The organism is Subdoligranulum sp. DSM 23681 (assembly GCF_057005535.1).
Genome location: NZ_CM168050.1, coordinates 134,253 through 151,859, shown reverse-complemented (window position 1 = coordinate 151,859; position 17,607 = coordinate 134,253). Strand labels below are relative to the sequence as shown.

General features: G+C 50.9%; 17 protein-coding genes and 3 pseudogenes. All 20 read right to left on the bottom strand.

Going from position 1 to position 17,607, the window contains the following annotated elements:
- Positions 1-7: 7 nt before the first annotated feature.
- On the bottom strand, positions 8-1,765 hold the full coding sequence (locus AC127K_RS00710; protein ID WP_483721196.1) for a C40 family peptidase: 1,758 nt from the start codon (positions 1,763-1,765) through the stop codon (positions 8-10).
- 1 nt (position 1,766) lies between these two features.
- Positions 1,767-4,157 (bottom strand): VirB4-like conjugal transfer ATPase, CD1110 family, encoded by a 2,391-nt coding sequence (locus AC127K_RS00705; protein WP_483721195.1) that lies wholly within the window; start codon positions 4,155-4,157, stop codon positions 1,767-1,769.
- Entirely contained in the window at positions 4,138-4,563 is a 426-nt protein-coding gene (locus tag AC127K_RS00700) for a PrgI family protein (protein ID WP_483721194.1), read from the bottom strand. The genes AC127K_RS00705 and AC127K_RS00700 overlap by 20 nt, the downstream gene beginning before the upstream one ends.
- 20 nt (positions 4,564-4,583) lie before the next feature.
- Positions 4,584-5,450, bottom strand: coding sequence for a VirB6/TrbL-like conjugal transfer protein, CD1112 family (locus AC127K_RS00695; protein ID WP_483721193.1), 867 nt, complete (start codon positions 5,448-5,450; stop codon positions 4,584-4,586).
- 17 nt (positions 5,451-5,467) lie between these two features.
- Positions 5,468-5,563, bottom strand: a pseudogene (locus AC127K_RS00690) (Maff2 family mobile element protein); the annotation flags it as partial.
- An 86-nt stretch (positions 5,564-5,649) separates the two neighbouring features.
- Positions 5,650-7,269, bottom strand: a complete 1,620-nt coding sequence (locus AC127K_RS00685) for a recombinase family protein (protein WP_002571010.1) — start codon at positions 7,267-7,269, stop codon at positions 5,650-5,652.
- Between the two features lie 111 nt (positions 7,270-7,380).
- Positions 7,381-7,569 (bottom strand): transposon-encoded TnpW family protein, encoded by a 189-nt coding sequence (locus AC127K_RS00680; protein WP_002571011.1) that lies wholly within the window; start codon positions 7,567-7,569, stop codon positions 7,381-7,383.
- 14 nt (positions 7,570-7,583) lie between these two features.
- Positions 7,584-8,426 carry an ATP-binding protein gene (locus AC127K_RS00675; protein WP_002571012.1) on the bottom strand — a complete coding sequence of 281 codons (843 nt, stop codon included), beginning with the start codon at positions 8,424-8,426 and terminating at the stop codon, positions 7,584-7,586.
- A complete protein-coding gene (locus AC127K_RS00670) occupies positions 8,423-9,274 on the bottom strand; it encodes a replication initiator protein A (RefSeq protein ID WP_002571013.1) in 852 nt (283 codons plus the stop codon). Before AC127K_RS00670 ends, AC127K_RS00675 begins: the two co-directional genes overlap by 4 nt.
- Positions 9,275-9,289: 15 nt before the next feature.
- Entirely contained in the window at positions 9,290-9,676 is a 387-nt protein-coding gene (locus tag AC127K_RS00665; RefSeq protein ID WP_002571014.1) for a cysteine-rich VLP domain-containing protein, read from the bottom strand.
- Entirely contained in the window at positions 9,666-11,282 is a 1,617-nt protein-coding gene (locus AC127K_RS00660) for a relaxase/mobilization nuclease domain-containing protein (protein ID WP_002571015.1), read from the bottom strand. The genes AC127K_RS00665 and AC127K_RS00660 overlap by 11 nt, the downstream gene beginning before the upstream one ends.
- Positions 11,254-11,652: a plasmid mobilization protein gene (locus AC127K_RS00655; RefSeq protein ID WP_002578912.1), complete on the bottom strand. Its 399-nt coding sequence runs from the start codon at positions 11,650-11,652 to the stop codon at positions 11,254-11,256. Before AC127K_RS00655 ends, AC127K_RS00660 begins: the two co-directional genes overlap by 29 nt.
- Positions 11,653-11,669: 17 nt before the next feature.
- Entirely contained in the window at positions 11,670-12,146 is a 477-nt protein-coding gene (locus tag AC127K_RS00650) for a hypothetical protein (RefSeq protein ID WP_040013272.1), read from the bottom strand.
- Positions 12,147-12,373: 227 nt separating this feature from the next.
- Positions 12,374-12,985 carry a Type 1 glutamine amidotransferase-like domain-containing protein gene (locus AC127K_RS00645; RefSeq protein WP_002571017.1) on the bottom strand — a complete coding sequence of 204 codons (612 nt, stop codon included), beginning with the start codon at positions 12,983-12,985 and terminating at the stop codon, positions 12,374-12,376.
- Between the two features lie 332 nt (positions 12,986-13,317).
- A complete protein-coding gene (gene erm(52) / locus AC127K_RS00640) occupies positions 13,318-14,247 on the bottom strand; it encodes a 23S rRNA (adenine(2058)-N(6))-methyltransferase Erm(52) (protein WP_002571018.1) in 930 nt (309 codons plus the stop codon).
- A gap of 458 nt (positions 14,248-14,705) precedes the next feature.
- Complete coding sequence (locus AC127K_RS00635; protein WP_002571019.1) at positions 14,706-14,903, bottom strand: helix-turn-helix domain-containing protein; 198 nt, start codon at positions 14,901-14,903, stop codon at positions 14,706-14,708.
- Positions 14,904-15,042: 139 nt separating this feature from the next.
- Positions 15,043-15,318 (bottom strand): hypothetical protein, encoded by a 276-nt coding sequence (locus AC127K_RS00630; RefSeq protein WP_483721192.1) that lies wholly within the window; start codon positions 15,316-15,318, stop codon positions 15,043-15,045.
- A gap of 163 nt (positions 15,319-15,481) precedes the next feature.
- The gene (locus AC127K_RS00625; protein ID WP_002571021.1) at positions 15,482-15,925 is read right to left on the bottom strand and encodes a zinc ribbon domain-containing protein; all 444 of its coding nucleotides are present in this window, start codon (positions 15,923-15,925) and stop codon (positions 15,482-15,484) included.
- 129 nt (positions 15,926-16,054) lie between these two features.
- Positions 16,055-16,183, bottom strand: a pseudogene (locus tag AC127K_RS00620) (Maff2 family mobile element protein); the annotation flags it as partial.
- A gap of 204 nt (positions 16,184-16,387) precedes the next feature.
- A pseudogene (locus AC127K_RS00615) lies at positions 16,388-17,572 on the bottom strand (VirD4-like conjugal transfer protein, CD1115 family); the annotation flags it as partial.
- Positions 17,573-17,607 lie beyond the last annotated feature (35 nt).

Here is a 17,607-nt window from a genome sequence, read left to right as displayed (position 1 = left end):
TTCTCCTTTACCCTGGAATGCGTCCGAAGCAGTAGAAGTGCTGCTGCCAATAGGACGTGTTGATAGATGCATAGGATATCGGGTTGCCACAGTGGATCATCATGCCGTTGCCGACATAGATGCCTACATGGCTGGCCCCCGATGTGTTGTAGGTACCCTGGAAGAAAATCAGGTCTCCGGGTTGTGCTTCCTCCGGACGGATGATCGTACAATAGTTTTTCAGGCCGTTTGCGGTCAGACGTCCTACATTCCATCCGTTCCCGCAGTGGTTGATGACGTAGCTCACAAAGCCGGAGCAGTCAAAGCTGGTGGAAGGGGAGGACCCGCCCCAAACATACGGATACCCCAGATATTTTTCTGCTTCCCGGATCATATTGGCAAAGCGTTCATTGGTCAGTGCTTCCCCCGGAACCTGATAATCCAGATATTCATCACTGGTTGCAACGTAAGGGTCATCCGCAAAGAGATAGTCCTTGTTGCCCTTGGTCTGAAGCAGGATGGCATAGCGTTCGGCCTGGTCCTCATCCATGCCGCCGGATTTTGTGATCACATGGCCCAGATTCTTGTTGCGCAAGGTAATGTTGAGGATGTGGTACTCATAGGGAACTTCAACCTCATACTCGTATTCCTCTTCTATGAGTTCACCGGTTTCGGGGTCGGTGGAAGTGGTGGTACCTGTTCTGGTTTCTGTCCGGTAGCGGGTCTCTACCTCTTCTTCCAGCTGAAGCTCGTACTGAAGGTCGAAGAGGGTATGCAGCGTGGTCTGCACCTCGCTTCTTGTATAGTCCCCAAACTTTACAGTCAGGTAAGCCGCCAACTGATACGGATCGTGGCCGATCTCATCCAGAAAATAGTTGTACTCATCGTAACCGGGATGGTTGGTCTCTATGGCATCCACTTCTCGCTGCAGTTCGGCTTCCAGGGCCTTGTAGTCATCGTTCGCCCCAATGATATCGTCATCATCGGCGGTGAAGGTGGTTGCCACTACAGCACCGGAGCTTCCCGGCAGAAAAACGGAACAGGAGGATAGTGCAGAAGAAATGACCATGACGAGAAGTGCCAATGCCGCAATCATCAGAATCACATGTGGATGAGATGCCGCATACTCAAAGGCTTTGTCTTTGATATCCGCCAGCTTTTGTCCAAGGCTTTTTATTCCTGTAGCGCCGCTTTTTGCTGCGGTTCCTGCATTTGCTGCTGCAGCCTCGGCGTGTCTTGCCGCCATATACTCTTTGCGGATCTTCCTTTTCTGCTGCCAGCGGGAAAGCGGGTTGGTAAATTCTTCCGGATGCTCCGCCATGCGCTGCTGATAAAGTGCATTCACATTGGCGGCGTCTGATTTGGACAGGAGGCGGGCTGCCTTTTGGCTTGATTTCAGCTTCTTGCTGTAAACCGCATGTTCAACAGCGTGGGCACCGGTTTCGGCAGCTTCCACAGAGGCATCGACAGCCTGCACCGCTGTGTTCTCATCCTGGTTGTTTGCAGAGATCTGTCCATGAATGGAACCGGAAACGACCGCCTTCGGAAAGCCGGTCTTTTTGCCGGTGAGTTTGCCTGCAGGAATCTCCTCTTTTTGGAAGGTGAGGCGTACCGTCCGCTCGGCGGTCTTATCGGCTTCCAGCTTGAGCTTTCTCCGCTTGGGTACCTTTGCAGCGGCGCGGTCTGCTTTGTCTGCAGCTTTCTCAGCCTTGTCCGCCGCTTTTTTGATCTTGGAATTGGCCAGCTCATCGTCGGTGAAATGGAGTCGTGTTGATTTCTTAGCCATCTCACACCGCCTTTGTGCCTGTAACCTCGGAGAGTTTAGTGGTCATGATACGGTAGAGCTCCAAATCCGTCGGGAAGTGATCCACGAAGGGCAGAATCACATTGCCATAGAAGAGCAGACCTTCGCCCTCACCGGAATGCGTCACATAGGAAAGCTGGTGAGGGGAGATGTTGAGCTGCTGGGCCAGAATCTGACGATCACCGGCAGCCTGGTTCAGCATATAGACAAAGTCGGAGTTCTCGAAGATATTTTCGACTTCACGGCTGGACAACAGATCTTTTACGTTCTGCGTAATCCCAGTGGGAATGCCGCCCCATTTGCGGAATCGCTTCCAGATCTCCACGGAGTAGGAGGCGGTCTGCTCTTCTTTCAGAAGAAGATGGAACTCGTCCATATAGTAGCGGGTGGTCTTGCCGGCGCTGCGGTTTGCTGTCACGCGGCCCCAGACCTGATCCTGCACAATCAGCATGCCGAGCTTTTTGAGCTGCTTGCCAAGTTCCTTGATGTCGTAGCAGACCAGGCGGTTCTTGATATCCACATTGGTTCTGTGGTTGAACAGGTTCAGCGAGCCTTTCACATAGATTTCAAGGGCTGTTGCCACGCGGCGGGCTTCCTTCTCCTCCTGCTGCAAAAGGGCATTGTAGAGGTCCTCCAACAGCGGCATGTTTTCCGGCTTCGGGTCCTCAAAGTAGCCCATGTAGACCTGATGCACACAGCGGTCGATAACCGTCTTCTCGATGGGCTGCAGGCCCTCCTTGCCGCCGACAATCAGTTCGCAGAGGGAGAGGATAAAGTCAGCTTTCAGTGCCAGCGGATTATCATCTTCCGAGTAGGACTCGTTGATGTCCATGGGGTTGATATAGTCGGTGCTGGTTGGGCTGATCTTGATGACCTGTCCTTCCAGACAGTTGACCAGTGCCGTGTACTCCGCTTCCGGATCGCAGATGATGATGTCATCATCCGTAACCAGAAAGGCGTTGGTGATCTCACGCTTGGCGGAAAAGGATTTGCCGGAACCCGGGGTGCCGAGAATCAGCCCGTTCGGATTTTTCAGCTTCTTCCGGTCTACCATGATCAGGTTGTTGGACAAGGCGTTCAGGCCGTAATAGAGGGCCTCGCCGCCGTTCTGAAAGAGTTCCTGCGTGGTAAACGGGATGAAGATGGCGGTGGAACTGGTGGTCAGCGCCCGCTGAATCTCAATCAGGTTGTTGGCAAGGGGCAGGCAACTCATCAGACCCTGTTCCTGCTGAAAATCCAGCCGCCGCAGGTTGCAGTTGTGCTTCTGGGCAATGGAGGATGCCTGGAACACATTGTTCTCCAGTTCCTGCTGCGTCTTGCCGGTGTTCATGATCAGAAAAGTGACCAGGAACATCCGTTCGTTCTGGGACTGGAGCTCCTTCAGCAGTGCCTTGGCGTCCTTGCCGTAGGTGGCCAGGTCAGAAGGGATGATGTCCATGTCGTAGCCGGAACGGACGGCCTTTTTCTGCTCCTCAATCTTGCTCCTGTCCAGTTCGGTGATGGTGTGCTTGATCTGCTTGATGGCAGCGGTCTGATCCACTGACTGAATGTGCATGGTAATGATCTCGCTGGACTCCATATCCAGAAAATCCTTCAGCAGCTGGTCGGAAAGATCCGATGCCGTAATCTGCAGGTAACTCATCGCTCCGTACAGACTGCCCATGGTGAAGGTTCTGCTTCCGGGAAAGGAAAAGGATGTGGGGGCAATGAAGTCCTTCACGGAAAGGCCGGAGCTTGCTAGCCAGTTCCAGTCAAAGAAAAAGCGGTCATTGGTATCCCCCATGTGAAACATGGCGTGCATGAGCTGCAGGCGGTCCTTGCCGTTGAGCACACGGGCGACAACGCCCAGGCGCTTGAAATTGTTCAGAAGGTCGGTCTGCACATGTTCCAGCCGGGGCTTTGCTTCCCGCATGGAATCGGCCTCAATGCCAAACGTGATATATTTGGTCTTCGTCAGGCCGTTGTTGCCCTGGGCAAGCTGCGCTTTCAGCATCTGGCTGTACTCTCTGCGGACATTGTTGAAGTGGTCGTTGCGGTAGGGAATGCGGAGGTTCTTTTCAAAGACCTCCGCATCCGTTGCCATATTCATGAAGGACAGTTCGAAGTGAATCGAGCTGTCGAAGAAGTTCAGGAAGGAACACCACTCTTCGAAGATGGCGGTTTTGTCCTCCTGCTGGGCCAGCTGATAGTTGATGTCCTGGTACTGGACGGTCTTGGTGTAATACCTGTTGCTGACCCGGCAGATGCCATCCGGGAACATCCGCTGAAAGGGGATGGACTGCTGTGCAGTGCGCGGGATGCCGTCATCCCGCCTTGCACGGTCGATGATTCCTTGAATCTGTCTTGTCTGTGCCTTAGTCAGATTCTTCGGCATCTTCAGGTTCCGGGTCTCTGTTTTTCGAAACAGATTTTTCACCGAAAACAATGTCTCTTACCTCCATTTCTGCCTGTTCCTGACGAATCAGGACGGCGTAATAGTTGTTTGTCTGGTAGGGCCTGACCTTCGGCCTCACAAATTTTGCCTGGATAAACTGCTTTGCAATCTTTTCCAACGGCTGTCCGTCCCGCTCATACATTCCAAGAAAAAAGAAGGGCAGCATGATGAGGATCATGCAGATGGAAGCCGTGCTGGTATTGCCCCCGGCTTTGATCAAAAAGAAAGACGGGACACCGATCAGTGCACCCGCCCCAAAGCAGAGAAGCTGACGTTTTGTCAGGTTGAACAGGATCTTGGATTTGACCCTCGTAAGATCGCGAGGGACCGGAATATAAGCTGCCACTGAGATGGAACCCTCCTTCCTTAGTGAGCCGAAAATACGCTCTTCGCGAGGGTGCCGGTCTTGAACAGGGTGAAGCAGAGCAGCACCGTGTACCCGAGAATCCCCCAGATGGATCCAATGATGTCATCCGAAACCGATACGCTCTGAATCATCACCGCATAGATGCCGACGCAGATCATAATGAGGAAACCCTGAAATCCCAGGGCAAAGAGGGAACGCAGATAATTTTGTCCCATCATGCTCTGCTCACGGTTCCCGAAGGTAGAAAACGGAATCGGCGCCAGACTGGTCATCAGGTAGATCTCAATCATGCGGCCGTAGACGATCACGAAAATCACGACGCTAAGAGCCTTGATGGTCAGCTGGACTACCAGACAATTCAGGAAGAGGGCCAAGAGGTTGCCGATCTCCATGGAGTCCAGTGTGTCCTGCAGGGATTCCAGGGCGGTGGCATTGATTGCCGTGTCGCCTGTAATAAGCCCGCCTGCATTATTGATCACGTTTTGTGTCACGTCAAAGACGGCCATCACGATGTTGAAGGTGTTGGTGATCAGAACGACGGCAACGAAGGTCTTGAAGACCCATTTGAAGAAAATCCAGGTTTCGAAGTTGGCAAGGTTGTTGTGTTCAATGATCATCTGAATCAGCTCATAGCAGGCGATAAATGTCAGAATCAGACCTGCAATCGGGATAATTACGGATTCGGAAACAGTCCGGATCATGGAGAAGATCCCCGGCGAGAAGTTCGCCGGGGTCGTTCCCACTTGCGTTGCAATATCGCCGACTTGCGTGTTTACCGAATCAAACAGTCCCGTCAGCTGGTTCATGATGGCGGAAATAAGGATTTCCTTGAACCATTCTCCAATCTGATCGAGTACGCTGTCCAACGATCAACACTCCTTCCTTAGCTGAAAAGACCGGACAGCAGAGGCACCAGGGTCATGCCGATCAGGGCCACACCGCCGCCGGCCATCAGCTGCTTCATGCCCTGGCTCTTTGCTTATGTGTGATAAAGAAGTAATAGAAGTGTAAAAAATTTTGCCGTTCCTATCCGGCACTTGGCCATTGTGTCGGATAGGTCGGGCGTTAGGCTTCGGGCAAGTCAATCTTGCCGACAAAGCTGTAATAAATCTCAATGTCCTGCCTGCGGGTGCCGTTCTCGTCATAGCTACACTCATGCACGACGATTTTCTCAATCATTTCCCGCAAGAGGGTGGGGGTAAGTTCCTCAAAGGCAAGGTGCTTTCGGACGATACCCATAAACTTTTCCGCGTTGACGGTGGCGGCCTGCGACTTGTCCAGTTCGGCCTGCAAAGCGGCGGCGCGGTCTTTCAGTTCCCGCTGTTCCTGCTCATAGTCTGCCGACAGTTCCATGAAACGCTCGTCGCTGATTTTGCCGTTCACATTGTCCTCATACAGCCGCTTGATAATGCGGCTCACTTCGGCAATGCGCTCCTGCGCCTGTTCAAGCTGCTTGGTGGCTGCGGCGGTCTTTCTCTTGCCGCCGATCTCGTTCTGCTGGATAAGCAGCTTCACAAAGCGGCTCTCGTGCTTGGCGGCGTATTCGGTCACTTGCCGGAGATTGGAGAGGACACCGGCGGTCAACAGGTCGGTGCGGATAAAGTGCGCCGTACAGTCGCGGGTGCGCTTCTTGTAGCTGCCGCAGATGTAACAGTCCTGCTTGCGGTTCTTGTTCTGATACCGCTGCTGGTACATCACATGACCGCAGTCGGCGCAGAACAGCATACCGGAGAACAGCCCCACTTCATCATAGCGGTTCGGGCGTTTGCGCTGCTTGCGTAACTCCTGCACGCGCTCCCATGTTTCCCGGTCTATGATAGGCTCATGGTGGTTCTCAAAAATGGCCTGCTTCTCTACGGGGTTCTCTACACTGTGCTTGACCTTGTAAGAGGGCTTCTCCGTCTTGAAGTTTACCAGACAGCCGGTGTACTCCCGGTTTTCGAGGATATGAACAACGGTGTTCGTCGCCCATTTGCACTCATAGCCGGGGTGGTAGCGGCGGGTGCTGCCCGTCCTGCGGTATTCCAGCGTTCCCGGCGTAGGGATTTGCTGCTCCGTAAGCATACGGGCAATCTTGGTCGGGCCATTCCCGGCAAGGCAAAGCTGGTATATCTGCTGGACAACCGGCGCGGTTTCCTCGTCAACGAGATAGTTCTCGTCCTCGTCCATGAGATAGCCATAGACCGGCTTGCTGGTAACGGGCTTGCCGCTCATGCCTTTTGCTCGTTTTACTGCTTTGATTTTCTTGCTCGTATCTCTCACCAGCCATTCGTTGAACAGATTTCGCAGAGGGGTAAAATCGTTGTCCATGCCGCCGTTTGCGCTGTCCACATTGTCGTTGACAGCGATAAAACGCACTCCCTTTTGAGGGAACAGCATTTCCGTGTAAAACCCTACCTGCAAGTAGTTTCGCCCTAACCGGCTCATGTCCTTGACGATGACCGTACCCACTTTCCCGGCTTCAATGTCTGCAAGCATGGCTTGAAAACCGGGGCGCTGGAAGTTCGCGCCGGAAAAGCCGTCGTCGGTGTACCAGCGCAGGTTGGTAAAGCCATTCTGTTTTGCAAAGGCTTCGAGTATCCTTTTTTGGTTCGATATGGAATTACTCTCACCTTGCAATTCGTCCTCATGGGACAATCTCGGATAAAGGGCGGTAATGAGGTTTTGGGTGGCTTGTCTTAACATAAAATCCTCCGTTTCCGACAGCCAGCCCCACTATTCCGTAGCTTTATTGTACCACGGAATAGCGGGGGCTGTATAGCGGCAAAAGTGTAAAATCTGCTTCTTTATGGTTTGTCAAATTGCCGGTTTTTGTGTAGCAGCGGCTTCCGCTTCCAGTACCCGCGCCATTTTGTCGGCGGCGGTGGTGGTAGTGTCTTTCTTGAAATAGCCGGACACGACAAGGACGGAATTGCCCATGCGGATTTCCGTCACGCAGTCGGGGCGGCGGGCGGTGCGGGTGTCGTGCTGCTTGTTATCTGTCATAGGCAATACTCCTTTCAGTCGGTAATCAGTTTCTTCATGCTCTCCATTTTCCGCTGCGCGGCTTCCTGCCGGAAGTTGTCGCCGGTAAAGCGTACCGGGACGCACATGGAAAGCAGGCGGTCATAAATCCGGGAATGGGCGGTGTCCTCCGGGTTCCGCAGGTCGTCCAGCGTGAGGTTGGTCGTGACGATCAGCGGCTTGCCGCTGCGGTAACGGCTGTCAATCACATTGAAAACCTGTTCCAGCCCGTACTCGGTGCCGCGCTCCATGCCGAAGTCGTCAATGATAAGCAGCGGATAGCGGCAAAGGCGGGAAATGTACTCGTTGCGGTTCTCAAAGCTGGCGGCAAGGTCGTTGAGGATAAGGGCAAAATTCGTCATGTGGACGGGGATTTCTTTCTCCATAAGGGCGTTTGCGATACAGCCCGCAAGGTAGCTTTTCCCGGTTCCCACGCCGCCCCAGAACAGGCAGCCGATATTGTCGGCTCGCATATCCTCCCAGTGTTCCACATACCGGCGGGCAATCCCGGCCTGCGGGTTCCTGCCGTTGTCGTTCTCAAAAGTCCAGTCCCGCATGGTGGGGTCGGTAAAGCCCCGGCGTTTCAGTTCCTCCACGGTGTCAAAGTGCCTGCGCCGCTTCTCGGCGGCCTCCCGTTCCTCGCGGGCGGCTCTCTGGCAGTCGCACTCTGCCGGGTGGCGGTCGCGGCCAAAGATAGCGGCCTTATCCGGCGCAAAATAGGCTTCTTTCGGCTTGCGGCACCTGCCGCAGTACAGTAAACCGTCCTCGCCGGTGTAGTCCTCCGGCTCCGGGGTGGCAGTCGTCATATTCTCCAAAACAGCGTTGATTTCGTTCTTCATAAACTCTCGCCCTCCTTGCATGAGTAGTCAGGGATGCCCTTTTTCGGGGCGCCCTTTTTGTCGTTCCCCGCCCATATCCGAAGGGCGGCGGCATAGTTCTGGTAGCTTTTCCCGCTGGCGGCAAGGTAGCGGCTCATTTCCTCGATGAACCGTTCCAGCCTGTCGGGGTACTCTGCCTGCAACTCGTCGTATTCGGTCTGTGACAGAAAAATATTCTGGTATCGGCCATAGGGCGCGGGCGGCTCCCCACTCACTCCCTTTGTTTGGTTCTCTGTAAGGTTGTTTATAGTAGTTTGGTTAGGGGACGGTTTTCCGACCATCATAAGGTCGGTTTTCTGACCATCAGTTGGTCGGTTTTCCGGCTCTATGAGGGTCGGTTTTCCGGCCATCAGTTGGTCGGAAAACTGTACCTGTGGCACACGCGGCACTTTCACATACAGTCGGTTCGGTGCGGAGAAGCCGCCCCGTTCCCGTTCCAGCAGCCCCGCCATGTCCAGTTCATTCAGCGCCCCCTTTATGGTGGTGCTGCCTTTATCCAGTATTTCGGCTATCTCCGCGATGGGATAGATAATATAAATCCTGCCCTCGCCGTCCTGCCACTTGTTCTTCTGGGAGAGGGTGGAGCGGTCTAACAGCAGCGCATAGAGCAGCTTGGCGGTCTGGGAAATCTCCATTTTCAGCAGGAAACGGGGATAGGGCAGATAGGCGGGCAGCTTCGTGTCTGCCATGATATAATCAGCGATAGGATCACCTCCCTGTGTTCGGGTTGATTTTGACGGTTTGTACGCATTTAGAACGCTGTTTCCGGGGGAAAAGGATAAATGTATCGCGTACCCTTTGACACCCACGAAAAAAGCCTTGATTTATGCGGGTTTGAAAGGCTCTAAAGCGTGACATTTCTGCCTTTGTTTCTGCTTTCGCTCGGCGGCTTTGATTTTCTTCATGCGTCCGGCGCAGCCGGGGCAGTATTTTCCCCGGTTGGATTTGGGGACAAAGGCCGCGCCGCAGACGGCGCACCGTTTCCGGCTCCCCCGGTACAAGAGGGCTGCGGCCAGCTCCCCGTCAAGGGGCAGGACAGCCACACGGAACCAGCGGCACATGAGGGAAAAGGAAATGCTCTGGACGCATACGCAAGGCTCCCCGTCGTCCAACAGCAGGCAGTTCCCCTCGTCGTAGTTACAGCACTCATGCACCAGCCGCCGCGCCCGCCGGTGCTGGCGGTAGTCCATGCGGGGCAGGTTATCGCTCATGGCTCTGCTCCTTTCTGCGGCGGGGTTCCTCCCGGCGCAAAATCTGGTCGATGTTCCGCTTGACGGTCTGCAACTCCTTAAACCGCTGTTTCTGTGCGTGATAGGTGTTATACAGGCCGGATTTCTTGGAAACAAGCTGCTCGATCTCGTCCTGCAACGCTTTCCGGGCGGGCAGCCTGGTAATGCCATGTGCCTTGAAATACCGGGCGGCTGCGTCGGCTATGATAAAATCGCTCTCATGCGCCTGCCGGTATGCTTCGCGGGCTTTGGGGGATTTCTGCGCTTTCAGGCCGTCGCGGACGGGTTTGGTCTTGGCGTAGGCCAGCACCTGTCGCTGCAATTCCTTTTTCCCTTGCAGCTTCGTTTCCAGTGCTTTCAGTTCGCCGCTGGTCTGGCGCATTTCCTGATAGGCGGTATCAACGGCGGCTTCTAACTGCTCCGGGGAAGTGAAGCCGTATTCCTGATACACATTCAGCGTCGCGGCCATCTGTTTGAGGTTGTGCATGGTCGCCCAGCGTTCATAGCCCCGGCCTTTCCCCTCGGCTTTCTTCTGCTCAATGTCCACAAGCCGCTGCACATTCGGGGCGGTTCGGGCGGCTCTGTCTGCCCGCAGTTGGTCTTGGATAGAGGGCGGGGTGCTGGATATAGCCGCGGCCTTTTCTGCGGCTCTGGCGGCGTTCTGCTCCAAAACGGCAAGGACAGCGGCGCGGTCAAAATCGTCGCCCAGCTTGCGGGCGGAAATGGGCTTTGTCCTGTCCGGCGTGAGGTAACTAAGCCGCCCCCGGCTCTCCTTGACGGTCACGCCCTCCCGCAGCAGCAGAGAGGAAAAATCCTCGAATGAGGCCGCCGCAGACAGCGCGGCGCGTATGGTCTGCCGCAGCTTCTCTTTGTTCGTTTCAAACTTGGTCTGCCGGGGCGTGATACCGCCTGCAATCATGGGGGCGTTCTGCTTGTCCAGCGCGGCCTGTCCCTTTTTCTGCGCCCAATACTCCCGGTCTGTGACGCGGTTCTTGCTGCCGTTCAAGAGGTCGATTTGGTAAAGCCCCTCCCGGTGGCACATCTCCATGACTTCGGACTTGAAGTAGCGCAAGGCCGCGTCGGTACAGCGGTGCTTGCACCCGGCTTTCGTGTCGGCTGGCCTGTCCATGTAGGGCAGGAACGGGACTTCCTCTATCCGCAGCGAATTGATAACGATATGCACATGGATATTGCCGCTGTGGTTATGCCCGTCCGGGTGGGTGCATACAAGGGCTTGGTGGCCGGGGAAATGCTCGGCGCAAAACTTCTCGCCCAATTCCTGCGCCCGGTCTACGGTCAGGCCGTTGTCCGGGCCGTCCCGTGGGTCAAAGCTGATGATATAGTGGTGACTTTTCACATCTTCCCGCCGTTGGTTTTTCTCATAGCGGAGATTTGCCCGCATACAGGCAACGGCAAAATCCTCCCCGCCGCAGTTCAGCGTGGACAGCCGGTAGTCCTCGCGGGGGATAAGCCTGCCGGTTTCATCAAGGACGGGCTTCATGGTAAACTCGTCATGCTCAAAAAGCAGGTATTGTTCGGCGGCTCCGTAGTCGGCGTTTTTAGAGTTGATATGCTTGAGTGTTGCCAACCGCGTCACCTACTTTCTGTAAGATTTCATACTTGAGGGCGGCAAGGTCGGCTATGGCGGCGCGTACCTCGCCGGACAGCGCATTGTAGGGTACGCCGTACTCGTTCAGATACCGGGCAATCTGGTTGAGGTTGCCGCCGATCCTGCCGTACTCGGCTGTGAGTTTCCCGACAGCGGAAAGCAGCTCGTCATTGACCGCCGACACATGGATAATTGGGCGTATGGCGGTGCGCCGTATCGCCTGCCGGAGAAATTCGGACTGGCTGATACCATAGGGCGCAAGCCGCGCTGTGAAGTCGGCGTATTCATCTTCGGACAGCCGGGTTTTCACAACGCGGCTGCGGTGGGGCGTGTTGTATCGCTTCGGCATGGGCTGTAAACCTCCTTTCACTTATCACAAAAAATAGGCTGGTCTGTTAGGTATTTCCGGGGCAGTTCTCGCAAAAAAACGGCCTGCCGAACGGAAATCTTTTTGCGGCGCAAGCCGCCATAGCAGGGTTTGGGGAAGGCACTCCCCAACAAGTTTCCCGCGAGGGACAAAACCGCAGAATTGCGGATTTTGGCACCGTGGTAGAAACTTGCTCTAAGACTGCCGCAGACTGCCCCTGTCTGGTTTTTCCGTACATAGAACGGACAGGACAGGGCTTGCGGCCCGCTGTGGGCGGCCTTTTTTCCTTTCGCCAATATGACGCCGGAACGGGGCTTTGCTGCCCGCTGGCTGCGGCTTTTTCCCTTTCCGCTAAAGATACATTTCAAAGGCCGCCAGCTACCCGCTGGACGGGGATTTTTCAAAATTTCTTTTGCCTTAGTAATCCGGGCAACAGGATTTTGGCAACCGGCGGGGCAGAGAATTTTTCCTTTCACTCCCCACACCACCGCTCTTAGAAATTTGCCAAACGGAGCAGGCAGTTTTTTCTGGCTTCACCTACCTACTACGGGTGATTTTCGATTTTGCCAAATGGACACAAAAAAAGCAGCAAATCTTTTTCAGACTTACTGCTTTCGCTGGCCGCTGGTGGGCGGCTGATATTCAGTTTTGAAAGTTCGGGTCAGGGTGCCCCGAAGATAAAAAAACAACAGTATTCAATTTATTAAATAATTTCCTGTCGATTCCCTTTAATCAATACAGTTTGACCGTCAGCCAATTCAATCAAATCGTTCTTCGATATATCTCCAAAAGGGCTCTCTTTTTCAGCGTGTGGTATCAACGGATTTGCTAAATATCCTAATCCATCGGAAAAATTTCCGGCAGCAATCATACTACCTGCGCTAATTCCCAGATACACCAATCCATTCTCTATTGCTTGCTTTAGGGGCTTCGAAAATCCTGTTCTGTTTATTTCGCTAAGAAGCGTATGGGCATTTCCTCCACAAAAAGCAATCATGTCATATTGAGTGAGTTCTTGAACACTCATTAAGCGAAACGGTACAGGTATGTCACTAATATAACTTGAATATGTTCTTTTATATCCATCGGAAAGTAAAAACGCAAGATTATATATAAGAATATTATTCATAGGTATTCCCATATTCATAAGGCGCTCCATACATACAATGATTCCTTCTCGCGCACCATCATTTCCAACTGCGGCGGATGGAACCAAAATCGCTTTTGTGTTAATCGGTTCTTTTCCGATACATTTCCAAAATAATACCATAGTCTTTTCGTTTAAGCCACTTGAAGTTAAGAACAGGGTTCTCATAAACTTAGTCCTCTTTTAATTTTTCAAATTTCTGATTCTATGTAAGATGATAAAACATCAATTCATACCGAAATAATCCCATAATGTTAGTTATTTTGTTTTTTTTCAATACAGCTTACCATTATTATCACTATTCCGCGAGTATTAGATGACCTTAAATTCAATCTCTCCTTCTTGTATCTAACAAATATATTCTACTACCCCTGTTGTTTTTACTTTCTAATATACTTTTATGGTTAACTCATTGAAATCTACTATCAACAAAATCCAGCATTAAATTCTCTTCTCAGATTTTCGCACTACCATGCACATTTTTATAGAAATTATCAATACTATCTATTTTTTGTACCATTAGAAGTATCAATCCTTGTTCTACATTTCTTATTGCTACTAGACTTTCGTAAAGATGTTCTGTTTTGCTTTTTCAATTTTTTATTCATTTTTTGAAGTTTTTTATATGCATCTTGAAACTTTTTTTTCTTTTCATCTGTCAATCCAATTTTGGAGTAATAATAAATATTCATCCACTGCTCGGCCGTGATTAACGTATATGAATTTGAAAGACTAATTCTATTGGCTTTTCCCAATCTTTTGATTTGCTCATTAGAAAATAAAATAGAAAGTCTCTCTTTAGCAGTCTCTCCTTTAATATTAGTGTAAAAAAAAGCCACTAAATCTTTATAATTTTGAAGATCATCACCACTCAATCTATCATCCCATAACTGCATATGAAGCATAACTGTATCAACATTAGGCGAAGGAAAAAAATCGCTCCTTTTAAAACTATGTGTAATTTCTACCTTATATTGTGCCTTTATTATAGCAGCACGAAAACCTTCATATTTTTGTAATGGAATACCGCAATTCTTTTTAGCTGCCTCTCTTTGAATTATGATATTTATATCTGATGGTGGATTTACATCGTCTGTTAATTTCCTAATAATATCCGCTGTTATCTGAAAAGGAATATTGGAGAATATTTTATATCTGCGATTTAAAGGCAACTTATATTTTAAAAAATCACCAAATATATATGTAACATTATCATGACTGTGATATCTTACTAAATTATTATATAATTCTTGATCATATTCAACTGCAACAACCTCTCCAGCATGCTGAGAAAGTACATCTGTTATTATCCCTTTTCCAGGACCAATTTCAATAACATAATCTGTTACATCAATATTTGACTTGCTTATTAAACGTTCTACCAACTTTTTATTAACCAAAAAATTTTGTGAATATCCAAGATTTTTCATCTAATCGCACCTCATTCTCTATTTATTTTCATAACTATATACGAGTAAGCCCTAACGTTGCATAAAAAACAGCCCCTGTAAAACGATATATAAGTAAAGTGCGCCAATAACCTATTCTTTCAAACACGATGAATGACCATTGTAATTTCTTAAAAAATGTACAATTACTTTAAAATATTATATATCTGATCTTTACCTGAATCATTTGCTCACTATTGTTGTATCTATTTTCTTGCATAGACCATTTTTTTTGGGCACATACCAGTCTCACGGAACGACTGTTGCACATTTTCTAAAACATAGAAGACAAAATATTTTTACTCTATAGAATTCTTTCAAAAAATATAATTACTATTTGTCGATGGCTTTATTATACTATGACCGCTTACTTATGGGAATAGATGAATTGTAAACTTGCTGGTGAAAATCGCTAATGACAGTCGGTGTTCGTTCTTTGCTTATCGGTCAAAGCGAAATTTGAACAGCGCGGCGATTAGCTTCTGTTTTATATGTTCCTCAACCTCGGCGCTGACTTTCCCGTGTACTTTGGAACAGTATCGGATATATCCGACGTAGTGGGAAAGAACGGTGTCGATTGCGTCCGGGTCGCCCTCATGCGCCTTGACGATTGTTTCATAGGGGAGAAGTTTACTCATAGCGTTTTCCCTCCATGAGCCGCCGGAGCCGCTTCAAGGCAAGCTGGATATGCCGCCCTGCTGTGCTGCGTGTCCGTCCGATATGTACGCCGATCACCCGCTGCGGCTGGCGCAGGAAATAGTAACGGAAAATTTCTTCCTATGTCTGCTCTGGCAAAAGGGCAAGGGCGGCGGCGAGTTCCGCATGGTACAGAACGGCGGTCTGGCCGCAGGCGGTAAAAAGATATTCTTCAAGCTGCTCCGGCTCGGCAAGCTGGACAAACTTCTCATTCATCAGATAGTCAAGGGAAACTTCCCGTTCCCACCTCCGGCGCAGCTTCAAAATTATATCTATGGCGGCGTGACGAATGACAACCTTGCAAAAGGCGTTAAAGGTGTACTGGATATGCACTTTGTAGGCTTCATCTTCGGTCATGGAAATTCCCCCTCTCTGATAATAGTGCGGGGCGGCAGCACTCCTTGCTGTCGCCCCTTGATTGCCTACCAGCAAAGGCGGGCGGGGCTGTCAACGGCGGCGCGGTACGCGCCGTTCATCTTGACCGTTGACTGGCTCGGCTGGCTTTGCTATGACAATATAGTTATTTCCAGTGCTTTAATTGCGAAAGGTACAAATCAAACTGATTACGTCTGGTTTCTTCATCTGCGTTATCGGGATTTGGCATATTCGCAACCAGATAATCCAATAAAGATTCCTTGGATTGATATGCAAATTTCCCATTAGCATAGCACCATTTACAATAGTCCTCGTTATAGCTTCCGTCTGGTTCTCGGCTAATCAGACCATCTTCATTCAATGGCATTCCGCAACACTGACAAACAAGTTGCCGTGGAGAACCCAGAAGCGTATTGATTGACACATCAAAAACTCGTGATAACAGTTTTAAGGTATCTGTATTTGGCTGCGTTTCGCCTGTTTCCCAGCGACTAACCGCCTGTCGGGTAACTTGCACACGTTCAGCCAGTTGTTCTTGCGTAAGGTTGTTTTTCTCGCGTAAATTTTTAAGAATACCTTGTATTTCCATGCCCGTCCCTCCTAAAGGTTGTTTTTACTCATTATAACTTCAAAATGGGGTTTTAACAAGCAACTCGCTGTTGCTGCGGAATAGTGGGCTGCTGTCTATCAATTCTTATGTGTTACTTTATGGCACATGAGCATTTGCACCGGGGTTGTCGTTGCCGTAGCCTTCCAGCAGGTTGATTGCACCCCAGATGCCAAGACCGGCACCGAGAGCCACGACGAGGGTCTGCAGAACACTGATTGCGCTGTTAAAGAATGCCATAAGTTTTTCCTCCTTGTTTTGCCCGCCTGTTGCGGCGGAGTTGGTTGGTTGATGTTGTCTTCTTCACCGGCATGTGCACCTGCCGGTTCGAAAGACATAAAAATATCCGGGGCTGATGATTGGTCGGCTCCGGATATGTAAACAGGCAGCAGAGGCTGCCTGCGCGTTGACAGGGAAGATTTCATGGACTACGTATCTGTCGGCTTACAGATCCTCTCCAAAAACAAAAAACTCATCCTTCGGGTGAAGCTTTGCTCTGGTATCCAGGTACTTCTCGATGTCGAAGGTGAGTTTTTTATCATAGTCGGCTGTGTACTTGTAGTTCGGGTGCTGGGTCAGGTCGTATTTGTCGGACAGGAAAGGCCGGACGCCGCGCAACTGTAGGATGCATTTGCTGCCGTCCAGAACGGCCAGTTCATCCCGGCTCATCAGTTCCTTGCCCAGCTTCTGATAGTTGGTTCCATAGCTCGGGCTGTTGCCGCGTGTATCCGAGGTATTGAACGTATCGATCGTTTCTTTGCCCAAGGCTTCTGCAAGCTCCTTCAGCGTGGTGGGTTCGGAGCCGCCCAAAAAAACCTGAGAGTCCATGTTGCCGATGATGGTATCAGCATTGTCCTTGTAGATGACTTTCAGCTGGGAGCGGGCCTGCAATACCAGACAGGCGCTGATCTCACGGGAACGGATGGTGGCTACCAGCTTTTCCAGGTTTGGAATCTGGCCGATGTTGGCCGCCTCATCAATCAGGCATCGCACATGCACAGGGAGCCTGCCGCCGTACACATCATCGGCTCTTTCGCACAGCAGATTGAACAGCTGGGTGTAGATCATGCTGATCAGGAAATTGAAGCTCCCGTCGGTATCAGACATCATCAGGAACAAGGCCGTCTTTTCATCGCCTAAAGTGTCCAGTTCCAGCTCATCATACATGGTGATTTCGCGGACTTCCTGGATGTCGAAGGGGGCAAGGCGGGCCCCGGCGGATACCAGAATGCTTTTCAGAGTCTTGCCGGCCGCCAACTTGAATTTTGCATACTGCCGGATGGCAAAGTGATTCGGCTTTTTCTTCTTGAGTTCCTCAAACATCAGATCGACCGGGTTCTGGAAATCCTCGTCGTCCTCGCGAACCTCCATAGCGTTGATGAACTCGATCAGTGTGGCAAAGTTCTGCTCTTCTTTTGGTGCTTCATAGTGGATATATCCGATGAGGGCACAGTAAAGAAGTGTCTCGGCCTTGTCCCAGAAAGGGTCTCCGCCCTTGCCTTCGCCCTTGGTGTTGGCCATAAGTGTGGTTGTCAGCTTCAGAATGTCCTTCTCGCTGTGGATATAGGCGAAAGGGTTGTAGTGCATGGATTTGTGGAAGTTGATCGTATTGAAAATCTTGATGCGGTATTTGGCATGGACAAAGGCGTTACCGACCTCAAGGA

Coding starts and splice junctions, on each gene's coding strand:
- AC127K_RS00685 (WP_002571010.1), bottom strand. CDS start 7,269: ATGTTAAGACAAGCCACCCAAAACCTCATTACCGCCCTTTATCCGAGA.
- AC127K_RS00625 (WP_002571021.1), bottom strand. CDS start 15,925: ATGGAAATACAAGGTATTCTTAAAAATTTACGCGAGAAAAACAACCTT.
- AC127K_RS00645 (WP_002571017.1), bottom strand. CDS start 12,985: ATGAGAACCCTGTTCTTAACTTCAAGTGGCTTAAACGAAAAGACTATG.
- AC127K_RS00705 (WP_483721195.1), bottom strand. CDS start 4,157: ATGCCGAAGAATCTGACTAAGGCACAGACAAGACAGATTCAAGGAATC.
- AC127K_RS00655 (WP_002578912.1), bottom strand. CDS start 11,652: ATGCCGAAGCGATACAACACGCCCCACCGCAGCCGCGTTGTGAAAACC.
- AC127K_RS00675 (WP_002571012.1), bottom strand. CDS start 8,426: ATGAAGAACGAAATCAACGCTGTTTTGGAGAATATGACGACTGCCACC.
- AC127K_RS00635 (WP_002571019.1), bottom strand. CDS start 14,903: ATGAGTAAACTTCTCCCCTATGAAACAATCGTCAAGGCGCATGAGGGC.
- AC127K_RS00665 (WP_002571014.1), bottom strand. CDS start 9,676: ATGAGCGATAACCTGCCCCGCATGGACTACCGCCAGCACCGGCGGGCG.
- AC127K_RS00680 (WP_002571011.1), bottom strand. CDS start 7,569: ATGACAGATAACAAGCAGCACGACACCCGCACCGCCCGCCGCCCCGAC.
- AC127K_RS00710 (WP_483721196.1), bottom strand. CDS start 1,765: ATGGCTAAGAAATCAACACGACTCCATTTCACCGACGATGAGCTGGCC.
- AC127K_RS00630 (WP_483721192.1), bottom strand. CDS start 15,318: ATGACCGAAGATGAAGCCTACAAAGTGCATATCCAGTACACCTTTAAC.